This is a genomic window from Pseudoalteromonas sp. DSM 26666 (assembly GCF_900116475.1).
Taxonomy (GTDB): domain Bacteria; phylum Pseudomonadota; class Gammaproteobacteria; order Enterobacterales; family Alteromonadaceae; genus Pseudoalteromonas; species Pseudoalteromonas tetraodonis.
The window spans coordinates 52152-70962 of the sequence record NZ_FPAR01000012.1 but is presented as its reverse complement, the minus strand read 5'-3'; the positions used below and the strand labels follow the sequence as shown (position 1 = coordinate 70962).

General features: G+C 40.1%; 16 protein-coding genes and 2 pseudogenes. 8 read left to right on the top strand and 10 right to left on the bottom strand.

All coding sequences use genetic code 11. The annotated features are described in order from the left end of the window. Position 1: 1 nt before the first annotated feature. The 6 genes and pseudogenes from azu to BM380_RS16650 all read right to left on the bottom strand — a co-directional run. Positions 2-286 (bottom strand): annotated as a pseudogene (gene azu / locus BM380_RS16675) (azurin); the annotation flags it as partial. A gap of 269 nt (positions 287-555) precedes the next feature. Then, positions 556-717 (bottom strand): annotated as a pseudogene (locus BM380_RS16670) (azurin); the annotation flags it as partial. After that, positions 714-1457 carry a HugZ family pyridoxamine 5'-phosphate oxidase gene (locus BM380_RS16665; RefSeq protein ID WP_090495265.1) on the bottom strand — a complete coding sequence of 248 codons (744 nt, stop codon included), beginning with the start codon at positions 1455-1457 and terminating at the stop codon, positions 714-716. The gene BM380_RS16665 and the pseudogene BM380_RS16670, both read right to left, overlap by 4 nt. After that, positions 1454-2242: a heme ABC transporter ATP-binding protein gene (locus BM380_RS16660; protein ID WP_090495263.1), complete on the bottom strand. Its 789-nt coding sequence runs from the start codon at positions 2240-2242 to the stop codon at positions 1454-1456. Before BM380_RS16660 ends, BM380_RS16665 begins: the two co-directional genes overlap by 4 nt. Continuing rightward, positions 2239-3291: a FecCD family ABC transporter permease gene (locus BM380_RS16655; protein ID WP_090495262.1), complete on the bottom strand. Its 1053-nt coding sequence runs from the start codon at positions 3289-3291 to the stop codon at positions 2239-2241. Before BM380_RS16655 ends, BM380_RS16660 begins: the two co-directional genes overlap by 4 nt. Further along, entirely contained in the window at positions 3288-4097 is an 810-nt protein-coding gene (locus BM380_RS16650; RefSeq protein ID WP_090495260.1) for a heme/hemin ABC transporter substrate-binding protein, read from the bottom strand. Before BM380_RS16650 ends, BM380_RS16655 begins: the two co-directional genes overlap by 4 nt. A 137-nt stretch (positions 4098-4234) precedes the next feature. On the opposite strand from BM380_RS16650, the gene BM380_RS16645 reads away from it, so the two are divergent. Further along, positions 4235-6316: a TonB-dependent hemoglobin/transferrin/lactoferrin family receptor gene (locus BM380_RS16645; protein WP_090495259.1), complete on the top strand. Its 2082-nt coding sequence runs from the start codon at positions 4235-4237 to the stop codon at positions 6314-6316. 205 nt (positions 6317-6521) lie between these two features. Here BM380_RS16645 and BM380_RS16640 read toward each other — a convergent pair whose 3' ends face one another. Next, entirely contained in the window at positions 6522-8597 is a 2076-nt protein-coding gene (locus tag BM380_RS16640) for a TonB-dependent siderophore receptor (protein ID WP_090495257.1), read from the bottom strand. A gap of 161 nt (positions 8598-8758) precedes the next feature. Between BM380_RS16640 and BM380_RS16635 the strand changes: the two genes are divergently transcribed. The 6 genes from BM380_RS16635 (at position 8759) to BM380_RS16610 (ending at position 13755) form a co-directional block, all read left to right on the top strand. Continuing rightward, positions 8759-9385, top strand: coding sequence for a fused MFS/spermidine synthase (locus tag BM380_RS16635; RefSeq protein ID WP_010388742.1), 627 nt, complete (start codon positions 8759-8761; stop codon positions 9383-9385). After that, positions 9372-10268, top strand: a complete 897-nt coding sequence (locus tag BM380_RS16630) for a spermidine synthase (RefSeq protein WP_090495256.1) — start codon at positions 9372-9374, stop codon at positions 10266-10268. The genes BM380_RS16635 and BM380_RS16630 overlap by 14 nt, the downstream gene beginning before the upstream one ends. A gap of 77 nt (positions 10269-10345) precedes the next feature. Beyond that, a complete protein-coding gene (locus tag BM380_RS16625; RefSeq protein ID WP_090495254.1) occupies positions 10346-11059 on the top strand; it encodes a type 1 glutamine amidotransferase in 714 nt (237 codons plus the stop codon). A gap of 91 nt (positions 11060-11150) precedes the next feature. Beyond that, the gene (locus tag BM380_RS16620; RefSeq protein ID WP_008110790.1) at positions 11151-11627 is read left to right on the top strand and encodes a MarR family winged helix-turn-helix transcriptional regulator; all 477 of its coding nucleotides are present in this window, start codon (positions 11151-11153) and stop codon (positions 11625-11627) included. Between the two features lie 2 nt (positions 11628-11629). Further along, on the top strand, positions 11630-12694 hold the full coding sequence (locus BM380_RS16615; RefSeq protein WP_090495252.1) for an HlyD family secretion protein: 1065 nt from the start codon (positions 11630-11632) through the stop codon (positions 12692-12694). Between the two features lie 11 nt (positions 12695-12705). Continuing rightward, positions 12706-13755, top strand: coding sequence for a DUF2955 domain-containing protein (locus tag BM380_RS16610; protein WP_013462802.1), 1050 nt, complete (start codon positions 12706-12708; stop codon positions 13753-13755). 58 nt (positions 13756-13813) lie between these two features. Here BM380_RS16610 and arfB read toward each other — a convergent pair whose 3' ends face one another. Further along, complete coding sequence (gene arfB / locus BM380_RS16605) at positions 13814-14227, bottom strand: alternative ribosome rescue aminoacyl-tRNA hydrolase ArfB (protein WP_028834645.1); 414 nt, start codon at positions 14225-14227, stop codon at positions 13814-13816. A gap of 163 nt (positions 14228-14390) precedes the next feature. On the opposite strand from arfB, the gene BM380_RS16600 reads away from it, so the two are divergent. Continuing rightward, positions 14391-14720, top strand: a complete 330-nt coding sequence (locus BM380_RS16600) for a hypothetical protein (protein WP_013462804.1) — start codon at positions 14391-14393, stop codon at positions 14718-14720. Here BM380_RS16600 and BM380_RS16595 read toward each other — a convergent pair. After that, entirely contained in the window at positions 14707-17787 is a 3081-nt protein-coding gene (locus tag BM380_RS16595) for an SdrD B-like domain-containing protein (protein WP_254772079.1), read from the bottom strand. The genes BM380_RS16600 and BM380_RS16595 overlap by 14 nt on opposite strands. A gap of 141 nt (positions 17788-17928) precedes the next feature. Next, positions 17929-18696, bottom strand: coding sequence for a fimbrial biogenesis chaperone (locus BM380_RS16590; protein ID WP_232311369.1), 768 nt, complete (start codon positions 18694-18696; stop codon positions 17929-17931). Positions 18697-18811 lie beyond the last annotated feature (115 nt).

The window sequence follows — 18811 nt, the reverse complement described above, 5'->3', positions numbered from 1 at the left end:
TTTACTTAAGCGTAAATGTGCCTTTCATCATGGCGTAATGGCCAGGAAAAGAGCAAAAGAAAGTGTAATCGGTTCCGGCGGTTAAGCCGCTGGTTTTAAAAGTAACTTCGGTTGTTTTGCCGCCGCCAATAATGTCTGTAGCACCAATCACGCGACTATCATTAGGCTTTATGTAGTGGTTGCTAAGCCCTGCAGCGTTGCCATCTGTGATGATACCTTGCATGTTTTGCTCAGTAGATAGCACCCAGTTATGACCCATTACATTGGCAGGTAATTTACCGGTGTGGCAAGGGCGTGTTGATCTTTGATGGTTGAATTTGCAGCAGTGTGTTTGGTTTTTAGGCAAGACAGAGCCTATGAAGTGTGGTTATTCCACATAAATAGGCGATAACGCAGCATAAATACCAAACATGCGCTGCCCTTCGGGTTCTGCCTAGGGGCGATAAACTCATTGTTGCTCGATTTTTACTTAGCCCACTAGGTTACAAATCAAGCGCCGCAATTTAATCGCCCCTAGATTGAACAAATTACAATCCGCAAAGTTCAACACGCCCTAAGTTTAACGGTCACTTGCTTACAGCTTTTAGGGGCGCTTAGTGTTTTAGTTGAAAACTGCATCATATCGTTTGCATCTATATTTAGTGTGCATTCGTCTGCATATGCAGCATTGACACTCAGTAGCAGTGTAGTGCTGAGTAAGGCTATTAATTTTTTCATACTGTCTCCGCTAGTTGGTTTGAGCTGTTTCGAGCTTGATTTGTTAAGGCTACAAGTGCTTTTCGCACGGCTAATGGGCTATCGCACTCGTTCGCAAAATTAATAAAGTAATTACGCTTGTGGCTTTGTATATAAAAGCCTGTGGGTAGTAGGCCGCTCATTATTGGAGTGTTATCGGCTACGTTATAGTGCTGCATTAATATCAGCGACATAGCATCTTGATGATCTTCATTCATATGAGTGATCATGCTTTGCTGCTGGCTTTCATCCCACTTTTTAGGCTGAGCTTGCCACTCGTTTTGCTCAAGCCAAAATATTTTTCCAAAACCGCCAATATAACGCACCCGTACTACATCTAATTGCCAAAGCTGAAAATCATGCGCATTGCGATAGCTTGCAGCCTCAGGGTACAAAGCTATATATTTATCAAGTAGCACTTCGCTTTGCTCTTTTGCCACAATAGAGCCATCACCTACGAGTGTTACTCGCCCATGTTCGTTTTGATCGCCATAATCGGCGGCATCAAAAATAGTTAGACTCATGCGTGAGTCCTGTTTTAAATTTTTGGTATGCTGAGCTATGTCACTAATAAAAAAGTAGATGCGGCCTTGTTCGTCACACATATAAGGTGTAACAGAGCCAAACGGATAGCCGCGTAAATTATTTGAAATGGTCGACATTACGCCGGCATGGGTTTTAAAAACGAGCGTACGTGCGTCGTTTAATGCTTGCTCTCTCATGAAAACTCCTGACGTTGAGAAAAAACCATGGGCGCATCGTTATAAGGATGAGGGTTAACGTGCAATTTCATGGCGTACATTTGTTGTAAGTTTTGTGCTGTTAAAACGGTATTTATAGACCCGCTTTGCAGCACTTTTTGGTTGTGTAATAAAATAGCGTTGGTTGCATAAAGGCTTGCTAAATTAAGATCGTGTATAGCAATAATGGCGCTGTTTCCTTGCTCTACAAAGGTTCTAACACAGCTAAGTAAAGTATGTTGATGACGCATATCTAGCGCTGATGTTGGCTCATCGAGCAACATTAATTTAGGCTCAGTTTGCGCAGTAAAAGCATCTAACTGGGCTAATGTGCGTGCCATATGAACACGTTGTTGTTCACCGCCCGAAAGCGCAGTCATTCGACGTGTTAGGTAATGGGTTAAATCCATAATTGAGGCATATTTTTGAACTTTATTGGCTTGTGTTTTAAGAGACTCTGTATAGGGATAGCGGCCCATAGCAATGAGTTCAAATACACTAAAATCAAAGCCAACATGGTTACTTTGCATCATTACAGCGCGCTTGCTAGCTAATTGCTCTTTAGAAAATGAATGCAAAGGTTTGGTATTAAATAGTATATCTCCCTCAAAGGGATGCATGCCTGCCAAAGTATGCAGTAAGGTCGATTTACCTGCGCCATTTTCGCCTATCAGTGCGACAAGTTGTCCTGCTTGGATATTGCCGCTAATACCCTCTAAAACACGATGGGTGTTAAAGCCTATATTGAGGTTGTTAAACGTGATCATGACCAATCTCGCTTATTTTTAATGATCAAATATATAAATAGTGGAGCGCCAAGTAACGCCGTTATAATGCCAATTGGCAGCTCCGCAGGCATAACAACCAAGCGTGCCAACCAATCTGAAAGTAGCAACACTATGACACCTAAAAGCATACAAAGTGGCAGCATATTTCGTAAATGTGGCCCAACCATGAGGCGTGCGATGTGAGGAACAACTAAACCAACAAAGCCAATTAAACCTGTTAGCGCAACTACCGCACCTACGCCCAATGCCACTAATATAATGACGTATAATTTAAGCTTGCTGGTATCGACTCCTAAGTATTGAGCTTGTGATTCACCAATAAGAAGTAGATTCATTGGCTCTTTTAATCGCCATAGCCCGATAAGGCTCAGTAAAAGCAAAAGACTCGCTTGTTTTATATTATCCCAACTCGCACCGCCTAATGAGCCCATGGTCCAATAGTTAATTAACCGCAGTGCGCTGTCATCAGCATAAAAACTTAATAACCCAATAACAGCAAATGCCAATGCATTAATAGCGACACCGACTAATATAAGCGTATTTATATTAATTTGTTTTTGTTGTTTTGAGACTAAATATACCAGCGACGTTACTGATAATGCGCCCAAAAATGAGGCATAAGGTAAGTAGTGTTGAGCGTTAAAATTAAATTGTGCGCTAAGGGCAATAAAAGCAACCGCGACCATTGCAGCGCCTGCGCTTATACCAATAATAGAGGGATCGGCAAGCGGGTTACGGCACAGCGCTTGAGTTGCAGCCCCTGTTTGTGCAAGTACTAAACCCACCATCACTGCAAGGACAAAACGAGGCAGGCGTATTTGTGTAACTACATTAATTTGTAGCGCATCAAATTGACTAAAATGCTCAGGGGCTAGCCATGCAATCGCTAAGCGCCAATCCCATCCTGCGGCTCCATAGCCTATGCTAAGTAATGCTAAAGCAAAAATGCAGCCATAACTTAATAGCATCCACTTATGCGGGTTACTCAGTGTTATGGCGTTAAAACGATTCAAAGTTAACGTGCTCATAAGCGTGTTTTATACTCATGCAATGCTTGAATCGCAGTTGCAATACGCGGCGACATGCCCAGTGAAAGTAAGCTGTCCATGACCAGTAATTGACACTCTTGCGCTGCTTTTAATAAACGAAGTGTAGGCTGTTTACAAAAGGCTTGTTTCCCACCAAGGCTTTGCACAACATGCGCTGGCGCCACTAAAAAATCGGGCTGACTTACAGCCAGTACTTCACTGTTAATTGTTTTAAAGCCTGTATGCGTAGCAGCTATATTGGTAATGCCCGCATAATTAAACAGCAAGTTGGGCACCGTTTCTTGCCCTGCTGCGACGAGCCCACGCTCATTAGCTGAAAGTAAAAACAAAGCGTTATGAGTCTGTGTTTTTGCTTTAGTAGGTAACGATTTTTTTATTTTAGTAATTAGGTTTTGAGCTTTTAGGTTTGCATCTAAATCACTACCAAGGTGCTTAATTAGCGCAAGCAGTTCATTTACAGATGTCGGCTTTTTATAGTGAATAACCTTCACTCCGGTCGCTTCTATTTGCTTTAGCGCCTGCTCTCTTCCTGCACCTTCAAGTGCAAGTAACGTAGTTGGGCGCATTGAAAGCACTCCCTCAGCGGCTAGGTCTCGATAGTAACCTACCTGTGGCAACTGTGTTGCTTGTTGCGGATACATACTTGATTGATCAACCGCGACTAAACTATTTTGTTTTTCTAGTGCGTAGATTATTTCAGTTAATGTGCCGCCAGCACTGATCACACGCTCTTTCGCGAGTGCTGATTGAGTGGCTAAAGCCAGAAAAAAAATTAGGTACTTCATAACAAACTCCGATTTTATTTTTTAGTATTATAACCACTTTAATCTAAATGAAAATGATTATCATAATCAATTGATCTTGTTTTGGGTTAGTTGTACCATTTAAAAGTAAATAATAACTATTATCATTTGGAGTGGAGATGAATCCCTTTTCTTTTAAATTTACAGCATTAGCCTCTTTGTTAATTAGCTCTGGTAGCGCACTGGCCGAAAATGTTATTGACGATCATATTGTGGTTAGTGGTTCTCGCTTTGAACAAAAGCTTGAAGATGTGACTGGCTCAGTAACGGTTATTACCGAACAAGATATTGAGCGTCAGCTCGCTGTAGATTTACAAACTATGTTTAAATACGATCCAAGTATCTCAAGTACTGGCAGTGGCGCAGGCGCGCAAACACTAACTGTACGAGGTGTTGGTGGCAACAGAGTTGTTTTTATTAAAGATGGAAGACGCACAAACGATGGCTACGCTGGCGGCGGCGGTTATTTAGTGGGTCGAAACTACTTTGATGTTGCGGGTGTTAAACAAGTTGAAGTTGCAAAAGGGGCGGCATCATCGCTATACGGTTCTGATGCACTTGGGGGAATTGTAGTAATAACAACTAAAGACCCGAGTGATTATTTAGCGGATCAACAAAGCTTAGTAAAGGTAGCGTTAGGTTATCAAGGCCAAAGCAATCAGGTTGCTGCTGATATTACAGCAGCAAAAGATTTAGGTGACTTTGCTATTAGCGCTGTTTATAGCCATCGCGATAGTGAAGAAGTACAAAACTACGTTGAAGATTTACCAGGTTACGATGCCCGCTCTGATGCTTTACTGCTTAAAGTTGAGCAAAAACTTGATGAAAAACGGACCCTTAAATACACCTTAGATTACTTTAATCAAACAACAGAGCAAGTAATCACTCCATCCATTCAAGAAACCGAAGACGAAGATACAAATATCTCATTTGCACTCGATTATGATTCAGATATGGCAACAGCTATATTTGATAAATGGTATGGGCAACTATCTTATAGTCGATACGAGCAACAAAGTGACCAAATAAGCGCAGCTAGAAATTACATCGATTATAATGACTACGGGTTTGAGCAAGATATTTTAGGCTTAAAAGCGGTATTTAGTAAGGAAGTTAAAGGAGAAAATACCGAGCATGAATTTGTCTATGGAGTAGATATTGATTTATATGATACTACTCGACCACGCTTAAAAACCCGTGTATTAAATGATGGTACTGTTGATTTTACGAATGAAAAACAAAAAGCATTTCCTGGTGCCGATACTTCTTTAGTTGGTGTATATATGCAAGACAGTATTAAATTTAACGAGACTGATTGGTCGTTAGTTGCGGGTATTCGTTACGATTATTATGCACTTGAAGCCAAAAAAGATGCGTTATACGCTGACACCGAGCTTGATGATATTACCGAGTCTGCGTTTTCACCAAAGCTGGGTGTGATTTATCAGGTAGACGATAATTTATCTTGGTATGGGCAATATGTTCGAGGCTTTAAAATACCGCCACACGACCAAGCCTATCAAAGCCATGGTGTTGAGCCATTTTATCAAATATTACCAAACGCAGATTTAGACCCTGAAAGCAGTGACTCATTCGAGATCGGATTAAGATACGCAAGTAGCGATATTAGTGTAAATCTAAGTACTTTTTATGCTGCCTATGATGACTTTATCGAAACAACCATTGCGGGTGTTGAGCCAACTTATATTCCTAATGTAAATAAAACATTTTACCAATACCAAAATATTAGCGAAACCCAGATCAGCGGTGTAGAAGCTGGTATTGCTATGTATGTCACCGACGATATTTTATTAGAAGCCAATGTTGCTTACGTAGATGGTGAAAACAAAGACTCTGATCAGCCACTTACTAGTATTAGCCCGTTAAATGGTTCTATATTAGTAAGCACTGAGTTTGGCAATGTTAATTGGACCGCTGCTTGGCGTTTAGCTAAGGCGCAGTCTGATGTAGTACTTGATACTAATGGTAATAAAACAACACAAGGTAACGGTTATGGTGTTGTTGATTTATATGCAAATTATCAGTGGAAAGCATGGCAAATGAATGTAGGTTTACTTAACCTACTCGATAAAGAGTACGTACCGTTTGAACTTATTGCTGGTCAATCCAAAGGTACTGATTTTAGCCAATATAGCCAACCAGGACGTAATGTTTCGGCTCGGATAAGCTATCAGTTTTAATTAAAAACAAAAGCCGTATATAAATTATACGGCTTTTTTAATTGCCTTCATATCAATTGAAGAATAACTGTAAAGGGGGTTAACAGCTGCTATGTATTATACAAAACAATAAAAAAAGCGCCTTAACCACTACATTAAGACGCTTTGGATGAAAAGCTAAATAACAAAAGTCGGGTTAAAATAGCTAATCGGGACTATGAAATTGTTAGAATTGATATGCCAATGACATCTTAAATTGAGTAGGCGCACCGGGGTAAACCCATAATGCGTTGTAGCTACTTTGAGCATATTCTTCATCAAGAATATTGTTAACACTGATATTTAACTTGGTGCGCTCGGTTAAGTTTACCTGCCCAAAAATACCAACTAGTTGATAGCTCGGTAAGTTAAATGTTAAATCGGCGGCATCGCCTAATCGCTCACTGGTGTACTGATAACTGGCACCTAGTTCTAGCTCTTTGCCAAGAACGGCCGTTTGATGGCTAAGCGTTAGATTTAAGTTATTTTTAGGCACATTGACTAATGGGCTGCCTTTTTTGATTGGCACGCCCCAATCAGCATTTATTATGTCGTTTGCCGTACTGGCATCTATATAAGCGTAAGATAAATTAAACTTTGTATCATCAGTAATATAAGTACTTAAATCGAGTTCAACACCTTTACTATTTGCTTTACCAATAGGCGCTGAGAAACCAACGTTTACAGGGTCGGCTACTAACATATTACTTTTAGTGGCATCAAATAATGCTAGGGTTCCCGTTATGCCTTGGTAGCTAAATTTAGCGCCTACTTCAAATGAGTCACTGTATTCAAAGCCAAATGGGTCGCCATTTGCATCTGTACCACTTAATGGTAAAAAGCCTTCGGAGTAGCTGCTGTATAAGGTTACAGCGTTGTTTAGTTCATATACTAAGCCTACTCGTGGACTTACCTGGCTTTGTGAACTGCTTGAAAGCACACCACTTTTGGTTTCTAAAATGTCTTGATCTACGCTATCGAATCTAAGGCCAACTAATAGCTTAATTTTATCAGTCAGATCCATTTGATCTTGAACGTATATACCATAAGCATCTTGTTGTTCGTTGTTTTCGTAGAGCAAACCTACCTCAGGACGAGCAACGTTATAATTCGGTTGAAAAATATCAACTGTGTAAGTGCCATTACCGCCGCGATAACGATAAAGTCCAGTTCGTAAGTCGTATTTGTATGCGTCTGCTCCTATTAATAAGTGATGGGTAATGCCTGCGGTATCAAAATGCCCACTTAGCTCAAATTTAAGGCTAGTATCATCAACGTCATAATCGCGGTAGCGCTGTTGGCGGGTAAGTGTGCGGCCATCATCGAATAATGATTGGCGCGAGGGTGCAAGTTCAGCATCAGACGAAAACCCAGTTAGTGTAGAGCTACGGTAGTTTGCGCCTACAACGAGTGACCATTCATTGTTTATGTCATGATTTAAAGTTACTTGGTGACCACGAGAATATACTTGCGTGTCACCATCGTTTGGATTGCCTAAATAGCGTGAGCTAGGAACAGTATTAAAATTATCATTAAGTACAACAACCCCACGGTCAAATAGCTGGGCTAAATCAACGTATTCAAATTCATAAGTGATACTGGTTGAAGCGTTTATTTGATGATAAATAGATGGCGTAACCACCTTTTTATGGGTGTACACCTCATCGCGGTAGCTATCGCTATCTTGCCATGCGCCATTTATTCTAAATGCTGTGTTATCGTTAATGCCGTTTGTATAGTCACCTTCAACGCGATTAAAATTATCACTACCTAAGCTAAGTTTTAGCTCACCCTGTTGCTCAAATTGAGGTTTTTTGGTTACGATATTTACTGTACCGCCGGGTTCTGAGCGCCCGTATAGTGCAGAACCTGGACCTTTTAATACTTCAATGTACTCAATGTTTGATACATCACGAGGGCCGCTGAATCCGCGTCCACCGCTAAAACCATTAATTAAGTAACCCGATGGCATGTTTTCGTTACCCGATAATCCACGAATCGAAAAGCTATCCCACAATGCGCCACTGTTATTTTTACGTGAAATACTGGCAGAAAAATCCAGCGCATCTTGTAATTGAGTTATTCCTTTTTGATCAAGTATCGCGTTATCGAGGGTTTCGATTGATTGTGGCATTTGCTTTTGAGGAATATCGCCTCGGTAAGCTTGTTTATATGTAACCGCAATTTTCTCTATTGGTTGGCTTTGGGCAATGCTTTGTGCGCTTGCACTTAAGCAGGCTAAGTAAATTAATGAGTACTTCATAAAATGCTTTTGGTAACGTTATATTATAACCAAAACTATAACATGTGTTACTTTATAACAAAATGTTTTTTTGCGCTCTATGTGTGCGTCTAATTTTTATACTAGCGGCTATACAGCTATCACGTTAAGATGGATGAAAATAACACAATAAGAATAATATAATGTTAACAAAAACAAATGCATTAATTTACTTTTTAGCCTTTAGCAGTGGCTTTAGTATTATGGGAATAGAGCTGTTAGGTGGGCGCATTTTAGCGCCTTACTTTGGCAGTAGCGTACATATCTGGGGCAGTATTATTACGGTATTTATGCTTAGCTTATCATTCGGGTATTTACTGGGAGGGAAGCTGTCTATTCGTCATCCTTCGTTGACCAAATATGGGTTAATCTTTTTAGTTGCCAGTATTATGGTGGTGCCCATTGCTTTGTTTGCTGAGCCAATTATGGCATTTATTTTTTCGCATATTGAAGACAGCCGCTATGGCTCGTTACTCGCCTCAACCGCGTTATTTTTTATACCCACCATTATTTTAGGCATGATCTCGCCCTACTCTGTACGTTTGCTGGTTACCAATAGTGAGCGCAGCGGCCAAGTGGCTGGCGGCCTTTATTTTGTAAGTACCTTAGGCAGTGCGCTGGGCACCATTATTACCTCTTTTTATATGGTACTGGCGTTTGATGTTAACACCATTATTTTAGGTTTTGCTGGTGTGTTAGGCACGCTTGGGCTAATTGCTATTAGCTTTGATAAACTTAAAGTGCGAGAGGCCGTTTATGCACAAGCTTAAATTATTGGTTATTAGTATAATAGCGCTGCTATTTTCAGCTCACAGTATGAGTAATGTTGTGCATAAAGAGCGCTCTTTATATCGAAATTTACTCGTTGAAGAAACTGGCGATTTACGCTGTTTAAAGTTTGATGAAAAAACCCGACAAAGCAGCCAAAGTTGCATGTACATAAGCTCTCCTAAAAAACTGGTATTTAATTATACTAAGCTGGCTTTTTCTAGTTTATTACTGATTGATAACCCTAAAAATGTGCTCATTATTGGTTTAGGTGGCGGTACGCTTTCTAATATGATTCATGAGCTATACCCAAAGGCACACATTGAAAATGTTGAAATAGATCCTTCGGTAATTAAAGTGGCGCGCGATTATTTTAACTTTATAGAAACCGATAACGTAACTGCTAAAGTACAAGATGGGCGTATTTTTATTAAACGTGCGGCGCTTAAAAGCCAGCAATTTGATTGGATTATTTTAGATGCGTTTAATGGCGATTACATTCCTGAGCACCTACTCACAAAAGAGTTTTTTGAAGAAATAAAAAGCGTATTAGCCGAAGGCGGAATTGTTGCTGCTAACACGTTTTCATCAAGTAAACTTTATGAACATGAATCGGCAACTTATCATGCGGTATTTGGCGATTTTATTAATGTAACAGCCAATAATAATAGTAATCGTATTATTTTAGCCGGTTATAACAAAACCCCTACAGAGCAACAAATAGCACAGCGAGTTAAGCAGCTAACACCGTTACTTGCCCCTTATGATGTCGATATAGAGGCAATTAGTAAACGTATGTTTTTCACTAAAGATGGAAAGGACTGGCCAAGTGATACTAAGGTGCTGACTGATCAATACTCTCCAGCTAATTTACTTAACTTTTAGCGGCTGATATCACATGGTCACTTATATCCGGTGACCCTAGGGTATTATTAAACAGATAATATTTTAAGGAAACGGCAATGCACATTCACTTTATTATTCATGAACATTTTGAAGCACCAGGCGCTTATGAAGCTTGGGCTAAAATGAATGGCCACACGTTGTCTTATACCCGTATTTATTTAGCTGAACCCTTACCAAAACACACCGATAATATAGACTTTTTAATCGTAATGGGTGGGCCACAATCGCCCGCTACATCGCTTGCAGAATGCCCTTATTTTGATAGTAAAAAAGAACAAGCCTTTATTGCCAGCGCGATCACTGCAAACAAAGTGGTATTGGGCGTTTGTTTGGGGTCACAATTAATTGGTGAAGCGTTAGGCGCGGCCTATCAACCCAGTCCAGAAAAAGAAATTGGTAAGTTTGCGATTACCCTCACCGATACAGGCTTGAATCATCCTTTATTTAGCCATTTTGGTAGTGAGCTTAATGTAGGGCATTGGCATAACGACATGCCAGGGCTAACTGCTACAGCCAGTATTATTGCCTATAGTGAAGGTTGTCCAAGGCAAATAGTCGCTTATAGCGATTTAGTATTTGGTTTTCAATGCCACATGGAATTGACTACCGAGGTGGTTACCCTCCTCATTGCCAACGATGATTTAAGCAATGCTCATAATTACTGCTTTGTTGAACAGCCCGAAAAGCTCTTAAGCCATGACTATAGTGAAATGAACGCTAAGCTTTATACTTTCTTAGATAAGCTTGCCGTACACTATTTATCTGAATAATACTTATTGACGTGAAGCTAAAATACCAATTATTTACTTAGCCTGCTAACTAATGCTAAAATTTGCTGGATATTCACAAGCAAGAGTTCCTATGAGCAGCACTATTCCTTTTCATGAAACACTCGATTTAACCTTATGCGGCAATATGGGCCGAGTGCATCGCTTATGTCGAGAAGCGGTGACATTGGCGGTTGAGCCGCTAGGTTTAACTCAGTCGCGCTGGACGGCAATGATCCACTTACATCATTTACCTTTAGGGGCAACACAACAAGCGTTGGCGACTAGCTTAGGTATTGAAATGCCCTCATTAACGCGCACCATTAAGCAATTAGAGCAGCAAAATCTGGTTATTCGACAAGTTGATGAGCACGATAAACGCAGTAAAAAATTGTACTTTACCGATGAGGGTATAAAGTTATTAGAACACTTAAAAGAGCTAACAAGCGATATTAAACAGCGTTTATATGCAGGCTTAAGCACGGAGCAGCTTGACGGTATGGCGCATAGTTTAGTGCAAATGGAAGAAAATGCGCGGCGTTGTATTGCAAGCTTATCTGGAGATAAATAAGTATGACACCCGATCAAAAATTTGCCCGCTACGTTAAAGTATCGCTCGTTGGTTTTATTGTTGTATTTTTCTATTATATTGTTGCCGATGTATGGCTGCCGGTTACGCCACAAGCACGGGTTTACCATCCGGTTGTGCAAATATCACCGCAAATAAATGGCCGTGTTACCGATGTATTGATCAGTAATAACCAAGCGGTTAAAGCGGGTGATGTATTATTTGAGATAGATAAAAATACTTACCAACTAGCACTTGAGCAAGCACAGCTTGCCCTTGACGATGCTAAACTGCAAAATAAACGCCTTGATACCAATGTAAAAGCGCTGGAGGCACAAATAAGTGCAGCTAACGCTAAATTGCATGAGCAGCAGCTATTAAAAAAGCGTGGCGAAACGCTTTATAAACAAAACTCTATTTCGGAACAAGAGCTTGAAAGCATTCGGGCTAATTTTGCAGCAAGCCAATCTAATTTAGCCGCCTTTGAAGCACAGTTGGCAGAAGCTCTTTTGGCGCGAGGCGACTCGGGGCAAGATAATTTAGCGCTGCGCCATGCGGCCAATCAGTTAGCGCAAGCCGAGCTTAACTTATCCTATACGCAAGTGCGCGCTTTAAGTGATGGCGTTGTGGCTAATTTACAGTTACTTGAAGGTTCCTATGCGGTTGCGGGTAAGCCATTACTCGCGGTTGTGGCAAAGAAAGCGGATTTGGTGGCTGATTTTCGTGAAAAGTCACTATTAAATATGCAGCCAGGCAGTTTAGCAAAAGTGGTATTTGATAGCCGACCTGGTGAAGTATTCGACGCTAAAATTGAAACCTTTGAAGCAGGTGTTAGTGACGGGCAACTTAGTGCGAATGGATTACTTAGCACCACCGAAACCAGCAACCGCTGGGTTCGTGACGCTCAGCGTCAACGTATTCATTTAGTGCTGCCAAATAACACTCAGCTTATAAATAATATGCCCAGTGGTGCGCGTGCCACTGTGCAGTTACTTCCACAATCGGCTATAGGTCAATGGTTGGGATCAGTACAGATCCGCTTTATTAGTTGGTTACATTACATTTATTAGTGGGGCGAGTAATGACACAACATGTTAGCCAAGCGCCACAACTCGATTCAAATGGCTTACGCCAAGCGCTGCGGATTGCCGGTGGTTGCACTATTGGTTTTACTTTGTGCAAGTTAATGAATTGGCCCAATGGAATATTTTTTACAGTTTACCCTATGTTATTACTCGGTTTAGTGCCAAGTATTAACAAAGGCGTGATCCGTCAATTTGTTGCCAGTGCTGCCTACAGTGCGTTTATAGTGCTTATTTTACAGGGCTTATTTTCACACTTGCCGGTGTTAATGACGCTCATTATTTTTGCCAGCTTTTGTATATTGTTTTACTTAATGAGCTCTGGTGGTGCGTTTTTATTTGGTGCGTTAGGTGCGGTGAGTTTATCGATTCAGTTGCACTTTGCCAGCCATGTTGATCAAGGAAGCAGCATTTACCCGCTTATTTTAAGTAATGGTATGGCTATTTTTATTACTATTATTATTGCGCTCTTGATGCATGGTTTGTTTCCTGATGTGACAGCGCGGCCCATGCGGGCTGTGCCACACAAGGATAAAGAAAGTATTCGTCACGAGGTGTTGCTATGCGCTAGCGTTGCGACTTTATCATTCGTGGTTTTTCAGGTACTTGACTTACAAGATTCAATTTCGGCGCAAGCGGCGTCTATTTTAATTTTGTTTTCGTTGTGTTTTAAGGCTGCGGGCACCGCAAGTTGGCAACGTATTATTGGTACACTGATAGGCTGTAATGCTGCCTTAGTTGCGCAATTGTTTTTGTATAACCATACTGACGTTTTGCTTTTTCCGGTGGCTATATTATGGATTTTGTCTTTTATATTCAGTCGTTTTCATATTTTAGGCGGTGGTCCACCGGGTGTTGGGTTTGGGGTATTAACCACGTTTGGCATTTTATTTGGTCAGTCGTTAGGCCCAGGGCAAGATTTAATATACAGCGCCATGTATCGATTTAGCTCGGTGGCTGTTGCAGTAACAGTAAGCTTAAGTGCAGTGTATGTAGTGCATCGAATCCTCAACCGATTTAGCGTCACCCGCCATCATACTTATGATTAAATTAAAGGCTGCATCCGCAGCCTTTTTATATACTTAACCACAGTACAGGTTACTAAAGTTATAGCTTAATATTACCGCGTAGGGCTTTGGTTTGGCCGTGTTTGGTTTTTTTGTCCATGCGTTTACGCTGTGAGTTACGGCTAGGTTTGGTAGCACGACGTGCTTTATTAACCTTAGTGGCGCTTAAAATTAAATCTTTTAGCCGTTTTAGCGCATCTTCTCTGTTGAGCTCTTGGGTGCGATGGCTTTGCGCTTTAATAACCAATACCCCTTCTTTGGTGATCCTTGAATCTTTTAAAGCAAGTAATCGTTCTTTATAAAAGTCAGGTAATTTAGAGCGATTAATATCAAAGCGTAAATGTATAGCACTGGCTACTTTATTAACATTTTGCCCGCCTGCGCCTTGCGAGCGAATAGCGCTGAGCTCTACTTCCCATTCATCAATGGTTACGGTATTTGAAATAGTTAACATAGTGCCCCGCTCTTTTTGCAAAAAATGTATTATATCATCAGTACATTGACTTGTGGTGAATCAAGCGGTCATTGCTATTTACAGTCTAATATTTGTTAAATAAACACATAAAAACTAATTTATTCTACACTTACTATATTGCTTTTTAATTCGCTTTAATTATATGAAACAAATATCTATTTTAATGTTTTTGGTGTGTATGCTCGCTATTTCATATGCTGTTTATGCTAAATCATCACAAACATTTAGTGCTGGTGTAATTGCACAAGAACAAGTTTATCCAATCAAAGTATTAGCTTTGGGTGATTTTCAGCGTTGCTTTGTTGTTGCTGCGCAAAAAGAAGATGCTCTGTATTCTGCGTGTTATATCAAAAAGAGCGCGCAATCGATTTGGGTTGCTGAATCTGCGGGAGCGCGTTGTGAAATAAAATGTGAGTCGCATTTAAACAGTGATGGCAAAACACAGGCGCAGTACTTTACTACTGATTTATAGTAAAAATGCTGTGCCAAGGTTTCTTTATCGCGGTGGTGAGCCCTTTTATTTGTTTAATCACTTGCGTATCACAAGCTGTTTGCTTTGCATTATGAGGTCCTGACAGCATCAAATAGTGGGCTTTACCTTTTATTGCTCGTTCTGCTATGAACAGTGATGGGTTTTCCCTTAGCAGTTTTTTGTTAACGGATTTATTAGAGGTATATGCACCATACTGGCAAAAATAAGTCTCAGTATTTTTGGTTTGCATATCGCTCCACTCCCCTATTTTTCGCCACTGTGGTGAGGCATATCGCCTTGCATCAACCATAAAGCTATCATGAAGCGCTGGTATTGAATAAACATCATTAATGGTTTGTTGTGCTTTAGCTGCATTGTTATATGGGCCTGCAACGAGGTAATAGCTATCACGACGTTCATGCTTATATAACTGCAAAGCATAGGCTGCTTTATCAATTTCATTCGCAACAGTAAGTGCCGATTGAAACTTTTTGAATACGCCTAATTGCACAAAATAAGGTGTTTGTTGGTTTGATTCAGCCGCTATTGTAGCTTGTTCAGTTAAGGTATCAGCGTTATTTGTGTATACAATAATATCTTGCAATATTATGGTATCGCCGCTTTTTTCAGTGATGACCTGCTCAGGAAGATTTTTTATAGTTATGTTTTCTGAGAGTTGCTCATTTTTTTCTATTTCAAGCATATAATTTCCTTGAGAAACATTGGGGAAATAATAATAACCATCATATTCAGTGACCGTTGAATAATGCTTTTCGCCGTCTTTTTCTTTAAGTACAACCGTGAGTCCTGCGATAGGTTTACTCTTTTCATTGCTCGATAGATAAATAGTCCCCTCAACCTCGTTGTAGACCACTAAAGGAATATTTACTTTGGTTTGTCCGCCTCTATGAGCCAATGTTTTAATTTTCCCTAAAGAGGGCTGCAAGTAAGGATTAGACAACGAGCGTAAATTAACATCTAAAACCTGGCCACCGTAACTGCTTGGTAGCAAGACCTTTCCGTCATTATTGGTGTATTTATCTCGCCATAGGTAGTTGCCAGTAAAATTAACGTCTTGAATTGGCTCATCGCCTTGGTCAAAGATTTCATTTTCATTCCAATCTATGAACGAACTAACTTCTATTTGCCCGGAATTTAATGAGCGAGGAGTGTCAAAGTTAAAGTCTGCTTCTAAATGATCAAAACTAAATGTGCCATTTAAGCCTAAAGATAAGCGCCAATCTCCTTGATTATCAACTTGCCCTGATACTTGTATATTAAATATCTCATGGCGGTAAGTATATTGATGATTTAAAAGCGTACTTGCCGCAGAGTTAGACTGATACGTCAGCTGGGTTTGATTAAAGGTGCTTTGTGTTTGTGGCCAGCGTAAACTACTTCTCAAACGAGTGAGTTCTGCGCCATTATTAGCCTGCCAATCTAAGGTGTTGGTCCATTTCCAAGAGGCAATATCTATTGAAGAATAAAGCCGGTTTATCAGGTTATTTGTATCGTCATCATAAAATAGTTGGCTTGACCATGTTCCTGCGACATAACTTTTATTGATGCCTAATGAGAACCGATTTTTAGTGTTAGTATTTTTACGTACTTCATTGTTCCACCTCATATTCCAGTTAAGGGAGTTAAAAAAATCAGTGCGGCCATTGAGGCTCAGTGACAGCCTATTTTTGAGTGAGTTCTCTTTTGCTACAAATAAAGCGCTAGAAAAGTTATTAAGGGCACTGTATTCAACATTAACATTAATATCGTTATAAAGTTTATTAGAAAGTAGGCCTCTAAAACCGGCAAAATAAGCATAGCCAGCATCGAGTTGTTTTGTGGCTAAAAAACGGTAACTGCCGTGATCTGTAAGTGTGTTTAGCCCAGATGATAGATAGCTGCTGTTATTTTGTTCAGTTTGCAAATGAGTAATTTGAGCGTCATAAGTAATAAACTCACTAATGCCATAAGAGAGATTACTTTTAAAGGCATTACTCATCGCCGTTGAGGAGTTACTGGATTGATTAAAAAAGCTTTTATCTGTTTCTAAAAACTCCACCTGATAGCTTATTTTTCCGGGCGATAGTGCGTCTTGCCCTATTGTATATTTTTGAGTGCGTGTAATTTGCTCACCCTGTGAGCCAAAAAGTTTAATTTCAAAGATATTGTTGCCGTAAAAAGTTTCAACATCGGTAAATCGAACCAAATTTTCGTCGTTAGCTTGAGTCGTGGCAATAAATTGGCCATTTCGATGCAGCTCTGCTTGCCAGCCAGGTAGTGCCGGTTCTTCAATGGTGATAGTTGAAAAATTTTGTGCCGAATGCGGGTTAGCATTTGAAATATAAAATCCCCGGCCTTGGTTTGAGCTAGTAATAAGCTGATCTGACTGGGATTGAATATCTCCCAATTGGTAGTGAATGCGTGCCAGTGAGTGATCTTGTTCACTTAAGTTAAAGTCTTTAGTTATTTTTAAAAAGGTATTAGCGGTGTTTTCGTTTTTGTTGAATCGTAGTTCAGCTCGATGATGAAATAAGTCAAAGTAGCTATTAAGCCTGAGTAGTCCCTTATAACGATTATTAGACGATTTATAGCTTGCTGATAGCGAATATTCAGACACGGGGTAGGTTAGCGCTTGGTATTGGTCGTCTATAAAGTGGTCGTATTGCAGTGCTTTGGACTTAATTTTTTTTGTAATACCACTCGTTACTTGGTTGTTATTATAAGTAAGCAAGTTACTAGAAAATGAAACCTGCATCAGTGAGTAATCAAAGCGCGAGTCGGTATTTAAAAGTGTATTTATAACAGATAAATCAACATAGTGGTCGTAGTCATCGACAGCCCACAATGAAACATTTTCTGAGGGGGCTAAAGTTGAGGAAAGCTCAGCATTCAGCACCTGCTCACTTGAGTCAACGTTAGCAGACAGTGTATTTTGTGACACGTTTAAGCTAATTCCCATGGTCGATTTCAGGCCGCTTATGGGAAGTAGCAACTTATTTGATTTTGAGTAGTAAGCTTCTAAGTCGGAGACAACAGAACGGCCATTAACTCTTACATTTATAATCACAAAAGACTCCTCATCAATAGGCCATTGATAAAGAGTCGGTAACTGCTTTGCGATGATTGCTTTGGGTACAATTAATAGTAATGTACAAAGTAACAAGCGAGCTGTTATACCATAGTATAAGGCATTAATGTGTAGCATTTGTTATTTGATATTAATAGGGATCGCTAACTCGATTTTACCGCCGTAAAGCTCGTTTTCTTTGTAATTGAGTGTCACAGGCCCTGTCACAGGGGCTTGTAAAGTGATGTATACCTTGCGACGTGATAAAGGGGTATAAACGGCCACATTGGCTATTTCACCAATCATTACATTATTCTCATCGACTAATTCAAAGTTTCCATACACAGAGCGATTCCCTGTGAGTGTTTGCCAAAATGTTAGAGTCGGACGCCCATTTTGAGTAATTAATTGCGGGTTTATTAATTCTGAGTCAGCCTCTAATTGGCCATGACGAACAATAACAGGCACGCTGTAAGCAACTTTAGGTCTAATGCTTATTCCATCAATGTCGGGGTTTTGTGACTCAGAGGCTATGATTTTAAGCACCGCCCTGTATTCGCCTACAGCAAGCTCAGCTTTTTTGCGAACGGTCATTCTGATAGCTTGCATCCCTTTTGGGGCAATAGTGCCGCGACGTGGAGAAAACCGTAGCATGTTTTTGGCAGAGCGTCCTTCAACTTGTTGCGGAGTAACATCTATAAGTGCTCCTTCTTCGGTCATATCTTTATGGGTAACAACAAGTTTAAAATCGAGATTTTTATTAGAGGTATTTCTGATAAGTAGTGAATTATTTTTAGTACGTCCATCAAAGTATAAACGGTATTCAGACAACGCAAGGTTGGCACTACAAATTTCAGGTAGTAAAAGAGTTAGGCAAAGGGCGGCCCAACAAAAAAGTTTAAGAATCATGGGACAACTCAACAACATGATAATAAAAAGTGGAGCGCGTTGCTCCACACATTTTATTTTTAATGCGCAATTGCGCAAAAAAATAAACTGAGGCTAACTTAGTAAGTTAGCCTCA

Excerpts from the sequence above, each read along its gene's own strand:
- BM380_RS16665 (WP_090495265.1), bottom strand. The coding sequence starts at position 1,457 with ATGAGAGAGCAAGCATTAAACGACGCACGTACGCTCGTTTTTAAAACC.
- BM380_RS16660 (WP_090495263.1), bottom strand. The coding sequence starts at position 2,242 with ATGATCACGTTTAACAACCTCAATATAGGCTTTAACACCCATCGTGTT.
- BM380_RS16655 (WP_090495262.1), bottom strand. The coding sequence starts at position 3,291 with ATGAGCACGTTAACTTTGAATCGTTTTAACGCCATAACACTGAGTAAC.
- BM380_RS16650 (WP_090495260.1), bottom strand. The coding sequence starts at position 4,097 with ATGAAGTACCTAATTTTTTTTCTGGCTTTAGCCACTCAATCAGCACTC.
- BM380_RS16645 (WP_090495259.1), top strand. The coding sequence starts at position 4,235 with ATGAATCCCTTTTCTTTTAAATTTACAGCATTAGCCTCTTTGTTAATT.
- BM380_RS16640 (WP_090495257.1), bottom strand. The coding sequence starts at position 8,597 with ATGAAGTACTCATTAATTTACTTAGCCTGCTTAAGTGCAAGCGCACAA.
- BM380_RS16635 (WP_010388742.1), top strand. The coding sequence starts at position 8,759 with ATGTTAACAAAAACAAATGCATTAATTTACTTTTTAGCCTTTAGCAGT.
- BM380_RS16630 (WP_090495256.1), top strand. The coding sequence starts at position 9,372 with ATGCACAAGCTTAAATTATTGGTTATTAGTATAATAGCGCTGCTATTT.
- BM380_RS16625 (WP_090495254.1), top strand. The coding sequence starts at position 10,346 with ATGCACATTCACTTTATTATTCATGAACATTTTGAAGCACCAGGCGCT.
- BM380_RS16620 (WP_008110790.1), top strand. The coding sequence starts at position 11,151 with ATGAGCAGCACTATTCCTTTTCATGAAACACTCGATTTAACCTTATGC.
- BM380_RS16615 (WP_090495252.1), top strand. The coding sequence starts at position 11,630 with ATGACACCCGATCAAAAATTTGCCCGCTACGTTAAAGTATCGCTCGTT.
- BM380_RS16610 (WP_013462802.1), top strand. The coding sequence starts at position 12,706 with ATGACACAACATGTTAGCCAAGCGCCACAACTCGATTCAAATGGCTTA.
- arfB (WP_028834645.1), bottom strand. The coding sequence starts at position 14,227 with ATGTTAACTATTTCAAATACCGTAACCATTGATGAATGGGAAGTAGAG.
- BM380_RS16600 (WP_013462804.1), top strand. The coding sequence starts at position 14,391 with ATGAAACAAATATCTATTTTAATGTTTTTGGTGTGTATGCTCGCTATT.
- BM380_RS16590 (WP_232311369.1), bottom strand. The coding sequence starts at position 18,696 with ATGATTCTTAAACTTTTTTGTTGGGCCGCCCTTTGCCTAACTCTTTTA.